This is a genomic window from Nocardia sp. NPDC059195 (genome assembly GCF_042754695.1).
Lineage (GTDB): Bacteria > Actinomycetota > Actinomycetes > Mycobacteriales > Mycobacteriaceae > Nocardia.
In genome coordinates this window covers 1-9,589 of the sequence record NZ_JBHZBG010000056.1, presented here as the reverse complement: position 1 = coordinate 9,589, position 9,589 = coordinate 1, and the positions used below count along the sequence as shown (strand labels likewise).

At 68.6% G+C, this 9,589-nt stretch carries 10 protein-coding genes; 2 read left to right on the top strand and 8 right to left on the bottom strand.

Translation table 11 applies throughout. The features are described 5' to 3' along the window. Nucleotides 1-159: 159 nt before the first annotated feature. On the bottom strand, nucleotides 160-1,773 hold the full coding sequence (gene groL, locus ACFXKN_RS33265; RefSeq protein ID WP_378971746.1) for a chaperonin GroEL: 1,614 nt from the start codon (nucleotides 1,771-1,773) through the stop codon (nucleotides 160-162). A 159-nt stretch (nucleotides 1,774-1,932) separates the two neighbouring features. Further along, nucleotides 1,933-2,232, bottom strand: coding sequence for a co-chaperone GroES (gene groES, locus ACFXKN_RS33260; protein WP_056818214.1), 300 nt, complete (start codon nucleotides 2,230-2,232; stop codon nucleotides 1,933-1,935). A gap of 352 nt (nucleotides 2,233-2,584) precedes the next feature. On the opposite strand from groES, the gene ACFXKN_RS33255 reads away from it, so the two are divergent. Both ACFXKN_RS33255 and ACFXKN_RS33250 read left to right on the top strand, forming a co-directional pair. After that, on the top strand, nucleotides 2,585-4,087 hold the full coding sequence (locus ACFXKN_RS33255) for an Hsp70 family protein (RefSeq protein WP_379434771.1): 1,503 nt from the start codon (nucleotides 2,585-2,587) through the stop codon (nucleotides 4,085-4,087). Between the two features lie 47 nt (nucleotides 4,088-4,134). Next, nucleotides 4,135-4,281 carry a hypothetical protein gene (locus ACFXKN_RS33250; protein WP_378971761.1) on the top strand — a complete coding sequence of 49 codons (147 nt, stop codon included), beginning with the start codon at nucleotides 4,135-4,137 and terminating at the stop codon, nucleotides 4,279-4,281. Between the two features lie 85 nt (nucleotides 4,282-4,366). Here the strand turns inward: ACFXKN_RS33250 and tsaD are convergent, their stop codons facing one another. The 6 genes from tsaD to alr all read right to left on the bottom strand — a co-directional run bounded on the left by tsaD (nucleotide 4,367) and on the right by alr (nucleotide 9,405). Next, nucleotides 4,367-5,413, bottom strand: a complete 1,047-nt coding sequence (tsaD, locus tag ACFXKN_RS33245) for a tRNA (adenosine(37)-N6)-threonylcarbamoyltransferase complex transferase subunit TsaD (RefSeq protein ID WP_378971770.1) — start codon at nucleotides 5,411-5,413, stop codon at nucleotides 4,367-4,369. 52 nt (nucleotides 5,414-5,465) lie between these two features. Next, nucleotides 5,466-5,960, bottom strand: a complete 495-nt coding sequence (rimI, locus tag ACFXKN_RS33240) for a ribosomal protein S18-alanine N-acetyltransferase (RefSeq protein WP_056819219.1) — start codon at nucleotides 5,958-5,960, stop codon at nucleotides 5,466-5,468. Between the two features lie 29 nt (nucleotides 5,961-5,989). After that, the gene (gene tsaB, locus ACFXKN_RS33235) at nucleotides 5,990-6,682 is read right to left on the bottom strand and encodes a tRNA (adenosine(37)-N6)-threonylcarbamoyltransferase complex dimerization subunit type 1 TsaB (RefSeq protein WP_378971776.1); all 693 of its coding nucleotides are present in this window, start codon (nucleotides 6,680-6,682) and stop codon (nucleotides 5,990-5,992) included. Between the two features lie 65 nt (nucleotides 6,683-6,747). Next, nucleotides 6,748-7,203: a tRNA (adenosine(37)-N6)-threonylcarbamoyltransferase complex ATPase subunit type 1 TsaE gene (gene tsaE, locus ACFXKN_RS33230; protein WP_378971784.1), complete on the bottom strand. Its 456-nt coding sequence runs from the start codon at nucleotides 7,201-7,203 to the stop codon at nucleotides 6,748-6,750. Next, a complete protein-coding gene (locus ACFXKN_RS33225) occupies nucleotides 7,196-8,272 on the bottom strand; it encodes an alpha/beta fold hydrolase (protein WP_378971791.1) in 1,077 nt (358 codons plus the stop codon). The genes tsaE and ACFXKN_RS33225 overlap by 8 nt, the downstream gene beginning before the upstream one ends. After that, on the bottom strand, nucleotides 8,269-9,405 hold the full coding sequence (gene alr / locus ACFXKN_RS33220) for an alanine racemase (RefSeq protein ID WP_378971824.1): 1,137 nt from the start codon (nucleotides 9,403-9,405) through the stop codon (nucleotides 8,269-8,271). The genes ACFXKN_RS33225 and alr overlap by 4 nt, the downstream gene beginning before the upstream one ends. Nucleotides 9,406-9,589 lie beyond the last annotated feature (184 nt).

Below are 9,589 nucleotides of genomic sequence, written 5' to 3'. Positions count from 1 at the left end.
CGAAGGCTCTAGTCTCGAGCGCTAACCGGCGGCCCCTCAGGGCCGCGGACACGCGCGCGCCAGCGCGCCAATAAACACAGCGTCAAACCCTCTGGGACTACCGAACAAAAAGGCCCGCCACCGATCAAAATCGGCAGCGGGCCTCCCTGACCTCACTCGTCAGTGCGCGTGACCGTGCCCGTGCCCGTGGTCGTCGTCGGCCTCGGCCGGCTTCTCCACGATGGCGCTCTCGGTGGTCAGGATCATCCGCGCGACCGAGGCGGCGTTCACCACGGCGGAGCGGGTCACCTTGACCGGGTCGACGACACCGTCGGCGAGCAGGTCGCCGTAGGTCAGGGTGGCGGCGTTGAAGCCGTCCTTGCCCTCGGAGACCTTGGCGACGACAACCGCACCGTCGAGACCGGCGTTGCTGGCGATCCAGTACAGCGGCGCCTCGAGGCCCTTGCGAACCACCTCGACACCGACGGCCTTGTCGCCGGTGAACGAGTCACGCAGCTCCACCAGCGCGGCGGCGGCCAGCACGAGTGCCGAACCACCACCGGGGACGATGCCCTCCTCGACCGCGGCCTTGGCAGCGGCGACCGCGTCGTCGACGCGGTACTTGCGCTCCTTGAGCGCGGTCTCGGTGGCAGCGCCGACCTTGATCACCGCGACGCCACCGGCCAGCTTCGCCAGACGCTCTTCGAGCTTCTCGCGATCCCAGTCGGAGTCCGAGGCCTCGATCTCGCGACGCAGCTGCGCGCTGCGGCCCTTGATCTCGTCGTCGGTGCCCGCGCCGTCGATCAGCACGGTCTCGTCCTTGGTGACGACGACGCGACGCGCCTGACCCAGCTGCTCGATGGTGGCCTCGCGCAGGGTGACGCCGAGATCGGGGTTGATCACGGTGCCACCGGTGACGACGGCCAGGTCGTCGAGGAACGCCTTGCGACGATCACCGAAGAACGGCGCCTTGACCGCGACGGCCTTGATGGTCTTGCGGATCGAGTTGACCACCAGGGTCGACAGCGCTTCGCCGTCGACGTCCTCGGCCACGATCAGCACGGACTTGCCGGACTCGGCGATCTTCTCGAGCAGCGGCAGCAGATCGGGCAGCGAGCTGATCTTGTCGCGGTGCAGCAGGACGTAGGTGTCCTCGAGCACGGCCTGCTGGGTCTCGGGATCGGTCTGGAAGTAGGGCGAGAGGTAGCCCTTGTCGAACTGCACACCCTCGGTGATGACGAGCTCGGTGTTCGTGGTCGAGGACTCCTCGACGGTCACGACGCCGTCCTTGCCGACCGTGGTGAGGGCCTTGCCGACCATCTCGCCGATCTCGGGGTCACGCGAGGAGACGGTGGCGACCTGGGCGATGGCCTGCTCGCCGGAGACGGGGGTGGCCAGCGCGAGCAGCACCTCCGACACCTTCTCGGCGGCAGCGGCGATGCCCTGGCCGAGGGTGATCGGGTTGGCGCCGGCGGCGACGTTCTTCAGACCGCCGCGCACGAAGGCCTGAGCCAGCACGGTGGCGGTGGTCGTACCGTCGCCCGCGACATCGTTGGTCTTGGTGGCGACGCTCTTGACGAGCTGTGCGCCGAGGTTCTCGAAGGGGTCATCGAGGTCGATCTCACGCGCGATGGTGACACCGTCGTTGGTGACGGTCGGGCCACCGAAAGCCTTGGCCAGCACCACGTGCCGGCCGCGGGGGCCGAGGGTTACCTTGACGGCGTCGGCCAGCTTGTCGACACCGCGTTCCAGAGCCCGGCGAGCCTTTTCGTCGAACTCGATCTGCTTGGGCATAAGAGGATTCAGCTCCTGAGTCTGATGGCGGCATTCCCTGGCCCCTGCGTGGTTACGCAAGCTACCGCCTCCGGGGCCTGAGCTCATGCCGCGTGTGTGAACGCAATCCGCCCCGGGCCTGTGAAGACGCCGGGGCGGAACGCTGATGCGGCGTTGGCCTTACTTGGTGACGACGGCCAGGATGTCGCGCGCCGAGAGGATGAGGTATTCCCCACCCTGGTACTTGATCTCGGTGCCGCCGTACTTGCTGTAGATGACGACGTCGCCTTCCTTGACGTCGACCGGGATGCGGTCACCCTTATCGGTGACGCGGCCCGCTCCGACGGCAATGACGGTGCCCTCCTGGGGCTTCTCCTTGGCCGTGTCCGGGATGACCAGGCCGGAGGCCGTCGTCGTCTCGGCCTCGTTGGCCTGGACGAGGATCTTGTCCTCGAGCGGCTTGATGTTCACGCTCGCCACGTTGAGCCCTCCACTTTCAGGGGAAATTCGGCCGTCCGGAACTGGTGCCCCGGACCGGGTTTCAGTCAGCTCGCGACCCTGCGCACAGCCCCGTCGTCGCGGGTGCCGGAGCCGAAGCCCAGAAGTCGACTTGGCACAAGTACAGCTACACAGTGCCGACTAGCACTCTATACGTGAGAGTGCCAGCACTCAAGGTCGGGTTCTGCCGATGTCGCATTGTCGACACGCCCACACTGCCCAGTGATCTTCACATCGCCTGCCACAATCTGTAACGTTCGCATAACAGGCTGTGACAGAGCACAGGAAGGCGCCATCCGCTCGGAGAGCACCATCAGCTTGAAGGGAGGTGAACATGCGAACATCCCTCGGCATCTCGGCCGGGAACGAGGTGGTGTGCTCGGCACTGGTCGCTACGGGGCCCGCCGGCGAGCAGACTTTCGACTACCGCGTCGTTTCCGCCGATGAGGCACATTCCGACCTCGGCGATCTCGTGGCGTCCTCGATCGAGTTGATGACCACTCAGTTACCGGTTTCCCAGGCCGCGATGGCAGGCGAACCGCTCGGGCGCTATTCCGGCGGCGGCCGTCGCGCCGAGTCGGCCCGTTCGCGGCCGCCGACCAGCGTCGCCGTCGCCTACCGCAACAAGGAACAGGCACAGGCCATTCGGGCCGCCTGCGCCCGCCACCGCGATCTACGGTTGGTCACCGAGGGCGCCGCCGCCCTGGCCTACCTGCGCCACACCGGACTGCTCGACCGCTACGCCACCGTCGCGGTGATCGATCTGGGCGCAACCGGACTCACCGTCACCGTCGCCGATTACACCGACAACGTGGTCCTGCACACCGAACGCACGCCGACGCTGAGCGGCAACGCGATCGACGAGCTGATCTACCACCACCTGGTGGACCTGCACTACGCCCGTCGCGGCACCCGGCCCAACCGCACCACGCTGACCAACCGCGGTCGCGCCGCCAAGGAACACCTGTCGCTGGCGCCCGTGGTCACGATCGATCACGTCGCGGGACAGGGGCTCGAGCTCACCCGCCCCGATTTCGAGGAGCTCATCGGCGGCCTGCTGCGCAATATCGCGCTGTTCTCGTCGTCGGTGTTCACCCGTGCGCCGAAGTACCCCGACGCGGTCGCCGTGATCGGCGGGTGCGCCAATATCCCTTGTGTCATCGACATTCTCGACTCGCGACTCGAGGTGCCGGTGCTCACCGTGCCCGACCCGGAGGCCGTGATCGCCAAGGGTGCCGCGCTGGTCGCCGATGCCGCGGCACCGTCCGGACTGGCGGGCGGCGCGGCCGCCGACGCACCCAGTGGCACGTTCGCCAAGGTGGTCGGCACCCTCGTCGGTGCGGTGGTGGTGGTCGGACTGGTGATCGGCTACGGCGTGCAAGCCGTCACGCCCGATACCCCCGATGTCACGCCGGCCGGGACGAGCAGCACCGTGCGTCAGTCCCCCTTACCGTTGGTGCCCTCCCCGGCACCCGCCCCCGCCAATCGGGAGAGCACCGAACGCACCGGCGTCACCAACGCCCCGCCCGCGGCTACCACCGGCGCGCCCACCTCCGCGCAGACGACGAGCACGAACGCCACCACCCCGTCCGCGCCCACCTCGACCACGGCCCCCACCCTGCGCCCCGACCCGAAGCTCCCGCAGATCCCCTACCCCGAGTCCCAGCTCGGCCCACTGGACAGCGGCTCCTCCGGCGGCGGCAGGCAACGCCCCTCCACCCCGAACATCTCCCCAACCCAGGCCCCCGCCCGCAGCGGCCTCCCGATCCCGCGTGCCGACGCGACGAACGAAATCCCGATCCAGCCTGACGATCAGCGCGTCGGCACGCCCCGATAGCTCGCTGAGCCGCCGCTGGTCACGGCTGTTGGTTCAGCCCGGCCAGGATGACATCCAACCCTGCCGAAAACTCCTGCTCCGAGATACTGAGCCGCTGGGAGGCCTTCCATCTCGCGCGGGTGGCCTGCGCCGTACAGGTCTTCGCCCTGATCGTCGCTACCACCCTGCTGCCCGCGAAGGAGATCCAGCGATGAGGACCGTCGAACTGTCCGTGTCGGGACCAGCCCTTTCGGCCGAGGCCGAACACGACCGCGCCCTGCGACTCCTGATGGCGCTGAGCTAGCCGCGCAGCGCACTCACCGACACGGGCAGGCCGGGGTCGGTGGCCACGGTCAGTTCGGCGGGTTGCGCGCCCGCCGCGATCACGTGGGCGCCGAGTGCCGCGATCATGACGCCGTTGTCGGTGCACAGCCGCGGCTTCGGCACACGAAGCGTCAAACCCGCTGCGGCACAGCGCTCTTCGGCGAGCGATCGGATCCGCGTGTTGGCGGTGGCGCCACCGCCGAGCACGATTGTGTCTACGCCGATATCGGCAGCCGCGCGCACGGCCTTCATCGTCAGCACATCGGCAACCGCCTCCTGGAAGGACGCGGCGATGTCGGGAATGGGCAGCTGATCGGGAGTGATGCCCTGGCGCTGGGCGGCCTCGACATAGCGGGCGACCGCGGTCTTGAGGCCGGAGAAGGAGAAGTCGTAGCGCGAGTCACGGGGCCCGGTCATGCCGCGCGGGAACGCGATCGCGCGGGCGTCGCCGTCGGCGGCTGCCGCGTCGAGGGCGGGCCCGCCGGGATAGCCGAGGCCGAGCAGCCGGGCGACCTTGTCGAAAGCTTCGCCGGCGGCATCGTCGACAGTGCTGCCGAGTTCGGTGATCGGCTCACCCAGATCGGTGACCTGCAGTAGATGTGTATGCCCACCGGAGACCAGCAGCGCCACCGCGGGCGGCATCGGACCGTGCTCGAGCGTGTCGACCGCGACGTGCCCGCCGAGGTGGTTGAGCGCGTAGAACGGCACATCCCACGCCGCCGCGTACGCCTTTGCCGCGGCGACGCCCACCAGCAGCGCACCGGCCAGGCCGGGCCCGATGGTGACAGCGAGCGCATCGGGCTTACTGATCCCCGCGGTGGCCAGCGCACGACGCATCGCGGGCACGATCGCCTCGAGATGCGCACGCGACGCGATCTCGGGCACCACCCCACCGAAACGGGCATGCTGGTCGACGCTGGAGGCCACCTCATCGGCGAGCAATTCGACGGAACCATCCGAGTGACGGCGCACGATGCCGACTCCCGTTTCGTCGCACGAGCTTTCGATCCCCATGACAATCACGACAACGCCTCGCTCCGCTGGTCGCCCGCCGCCCGGTCGAATCCGGCGACGATCACGACAACACCTCGTCCTGCCTGCCGCGCGCGGCCCACTCATCGGCCGCGGCGGTCAGTTCCGGGCGCCGCATCGTATAAGCGTCGGCACCACTGGGGTGGTAGTAGTTCTTGCGCAGCCCGATGATGTGAAAGCCGTGCTTGGCGTACATCGCGATGGCGGGTGCGTTGTCGGTGCGCACCTCGAGGAATACCGGTCCACCACGTTCGGCCGCCGTGGCCAGCAGTGCTTCGAGCAGCAGCGTGCCGATACCACCCCGATGACATTGCGGGTCGACACCGATCGTGTGCACCTCGGCCTCGGGATGGGCGTCGTCACCGAGCAGCGCGATGCCCGCGTAGCCGACCATCATCCCGTCGGCATCGCGCGCGGTGATGTAGCGATTGTGCCCACCGGCCAGCTCGGACCGGAACGACACCGCCTGCCACGGGTCGTCCTCGGGAAACAGCAGGTGCTCGAGTTCGACGCAGCGGTCGATATCGGGCAGCGTCATGGGAGCGATCAGGTACTCGGTCACGGCACTCACGCCCCGGTCCGGTCGAGGGTGCGGAAGCTGTTCTCCACCGCATCGGGCCTACGCAGATACAACGGCACCAGCGCTGCCGGCACATCCGCGGCCAGTAGCGCGGGCGCGGCGACGGTTACCAGCCCGGCAGGCGACGGCGTCTCGCTCGGCAGCACCGGTAGATCGAAATAGTCGACATGTGCCGCCGACCCGGCGATCGCCGCGGCCTCACCGACCGGCACGTCGGCAGCCTTGTTCACCTCGGGACCGGCGACCCGCACCCCGTTCAGATACTTGGCCCAGTACACCTCACGCCTGCGCGCATCGGTGACCACCAGCAGCTCACCGGGGTCGCGCTTCTCACCGAAGGTGTCGGCGGCGATCGCGTCGAGACTGCACACCCCGTGCACGGGTAACCCGAGCGCATCACCGAAGGCGGCCGCGGTGGCCATTCCCACGCGTAGCCCGGTGAACGGTCCCGGTCCGAGCCCGACGACGACCGCGTCGAGCTCGTCGCGGCGCACCCCCGCCTCGGCTAGACACTCCAGGATCTGCGGGGTGAGGACCTCGGCGTGCGCGCGGGCGTCGACCTTCACGCGCGCAGCGAGCGTCGCCACGGCGGGCCGGGTACCGGGTTCACCGGCAGGTGACAGGTGCACCAATCCCGCTGTAACGGCGGGTGTCGCGGTGTCGACTGCTAGTACGAGCATGATTGTCTCAACAATACCGGGTGGTATCGGCGCTCGGCGCGCACCGGTGCGCGGGTGATCGCCCGTTATTCGATCCATTCCCAGATCGCCGTGCGCACATCGGATTCCGGCTCCCGGGCGAGTTGCACTCGCAGATGCCGGTCGGCGAGGTGTTCGACAACCCCCTTGCCCCATTCCACGACGACGACCGCGTGGTGCAGGTCGGTGTCGAGGTCGAGCGAGTCCAGTTCGTCGAGGTCGCCGGCGAGGCGATAGGCGTCGACATGCACCATCGCCACCCCGGGCGTGCCGTCCGGGCGCACCCCGGCCTTGTGCGCTCGCGCGATGATGAACGTCGGTGAGCTGACCCGGCCCGCGACACCGAGACCGGCGGCGATTCCCCTGGTGAGCGCGGTTTTCCCGGCGCCGAGCGGGCCGTCGAGCACGACCAGGTCACCCGGTCGCAGGATGGCCGCCAGTTCGCGGCCGAACGCTTCGGTGTCCTCGACCGTGTCGAGAACACGCTGGTGCGGATCAGCCACCGACAGCCTCCTCGCCGCGCGTGTCGGTGATCCCCGCGCGTGCCAGCAGCCGATCGAGTGCGGCCAGGCTCACCTCCGGGAACTGCAGGTGCGGCATGTGCGCCGCCTCACGTACCCGGACCAGCTCGCTGCTCGGCAGTTCCGCCGCCAGTTCGCGGGAGTTACGGAACGGGATCACCACGTCGTGCGCACCGCCCAGAATCAGCACCGGCAGTTCACCCAATACCGGCAATGCGGCCGATTCATCGTGCAGTTCAATCGCTTTCAGGAATTTCTCGATGGTGCCGACCGGTGTGCGGTCGATCATCATCGTGGTGAATCGCGACAATGTCGGGCTCACCGGGCCGTGGAACGAGCTGACGTGCAGGATCGGCGTCACCACCTGCTTGCTCGCGCTGCGGCTGAACTGCACCAGCGTCGGCGCCGTTCGGACCGCCAGCCGGAACCCGTCGACCGCGGGATGGCGAATCAGTTGCGAGATCCCGGTCGCGGTCACCTCCGCGGCCGCGGTGCTCAGCAGCCCGACCGCGCGCACCCGAGACGCGAATAGTTCGGGGAACTGCGCGGCCGCCGCGAGTACCGCCATCCCGCCGAGCGAATGCCCGACCAGCACCACCGGCCCCGTCGGCGCGCACTCGCGGATGACGCGTGCGATGTCGCGGCCGAGCTGGGCGACCGTGCAGCTGTCGGTGCTCGGCGTGCCGGAGCGTCCGTGTCCGCGCAGATCGAAGAAGACCATCCGCAGCCGCGACCCCCACTGCCGCGCGAGATCGCGGCGCTGGAAGTGGAACGACTCCATGCTGTTGCAGAATCCGTGCACGAAAACGACCGTGAACTCGGCGGAATCGTCACCGAAGGTACGGGTGGCCAGCGACACACCGTCGTCGGCGAGCACCACCCCCGGTTCGTCCTCGTCGATCAGGGCGAAGTTCTCGTCGCGATATTCGTCGCGTTCGGCAGGCCACAGCACCCGGGCGCCGATCTGGCGCAGGGTGTGGGCGATGGCGAGCCCCGCGAGCAGCCCCGCAGTCGCCAGGCCGCCGCGCCGGATCACCGTGCGCCGGGTCATCGGCCGGTCCCCACGTAGCGGCGGACCGTGCGACCACGCGGTGCGCAGACGACCTCGTAGTCGATCGTGTCCAGCGCCCGCGCCCAGTCGAGCGGGTGTGGCTGTCCCGCGCCGCCGCCGAACAGCACCGCCCGGTCGCCCTCCCGCACGCCGCCCGCGTTGTCGCCGAGGTCAACCACGAACTGGTCCATGCACACCCGCCCGACATTACGGTGTCGCGCCCCGCCCAACCACACCTCGAAACGCCCACTCAGCGAGCGGAATACACCGTCGGCGTACCCCGCGGGCACCACGGCGACCGTGGTGTCGCGCGGTGCGACCCACCGATGCCCGTACGACACGCCCTCCCCCGCCGCCACCTGTTTCACCAGCGCGACCTCCGCCTGAAACGTCATCGCCGGCTTCAACCCGAATTGCCCGAGCTCGGGGATGGGCGAGAGCCCGTACACCGAGATGCCCGGCCGAACCATGTCGAAATGCAGATCAGGCCTGGTCAACGTGGCCGCCGAATTCGACAGATGCACGAGCTCGGGTTCGAGCCCGTATTCCTTGGCCAGCGCGATCGCCTCGACGAACCGTTCCCGCTGCCGATCCAGCATCGGATGCCCCGGCTCATCGGCATGCGCGAGGTGGGAGAAGATCGCCCGAAACCGCGCCACCTGCCCGTCGACGAGCCCCCGCAAAGCCCGCAAGACCTGCGGATACTCCGTCACCGACACCCCGTTGCGATTGAGCCCCGTATCAACCTTCAACGTCACCGTCGCCGTCTGCCCCACCACCAGCGCCGCCCGCTCCACCGCCCGCAACTGCGCCAGCGAAGACACCCCGATCTCGAGATCCCCCGCGATAGCCGCCGCGTAATCAGCATCAACGGTATTGAGCCAGCAAAGAACAGGCGCGGTAATCCCCGCCGCCCGCAACGCCAGCCCCTCGCCGACCGTAGTCACCCCCAACTCCCGAGCCCCCGCCCCCAAAGCGGCCCGAGCCACCTCAACCGCCCCGTGGTTGTACCCGTCAGCCTTGACCACCACCATCACAGCGGCCCCCTGCGCATACTCCCGCAACACCCGCACATTGTGTGCAATGGCATCCAAGTCGACAACAGTCTCCACTTGCGCATTCACACCCCCAATCCTGGCAGGACCACCTCCCAAGAATGTCAGCGGGCCGTCCCCGAACCCCGCAGCGTCCCGCACTCCCAGCCACACCGTCCAACCCCAAATCCGCCATGACCGCACTCCCAACCCCCACCCGCGACCCCTGGGGAGCGGCGGCCACGAAGTGGCCGGTCCGCGGCCGGGTCGCCGGTTAGCGCTC

Excerpts from the sequence above, each read along its gene's own strand:
- groL (WP_378971746.1), bottom strand. The coding sequence starts at position 1,773 with ATGCCCAAGCAGATCGAGTTCGACGAAAAGGCTCGCCGGGCTCTGGAA.
- ACFXKN_RS33255 (WP_379434771.1), top strand. The coding sequence starts at position 2,585 with ATGCGAACATCCCTCGGCATCTCGGCCGGGAACGAGGTGGTGTGCTCG.
- ACFXKN_RS33250 (WP_378971761.1), top strand. The coding sequence starts at position 4,135 with ATGACATCCAACCCTGCCGAAAACTCCTGCTCCGAGATACTGAGCCGC.
- rimI (WP_056819219.1), bottom strand. The coding sequence starts at position 5,960 with ATGACGCTGCCCGATATCGACCGCTGCGTCGAACTCGAGCACCTGCTG.
- tsaB (WP_378971776.1), bottom strand. The coding sequence starts at position 6,682 with ATGCTCGTACTAGCAGTCGACACCGCGACACCCGCCGTTACAGCGGGA.
- ACFXKN_RS33225 (WP_378971791.1), bottom strand. The coding sequence starts at position 8,272 with ATGACCCGGCGCACGGTGATCCGGCGCGGCGGCCTGGCGACTGCGGGG.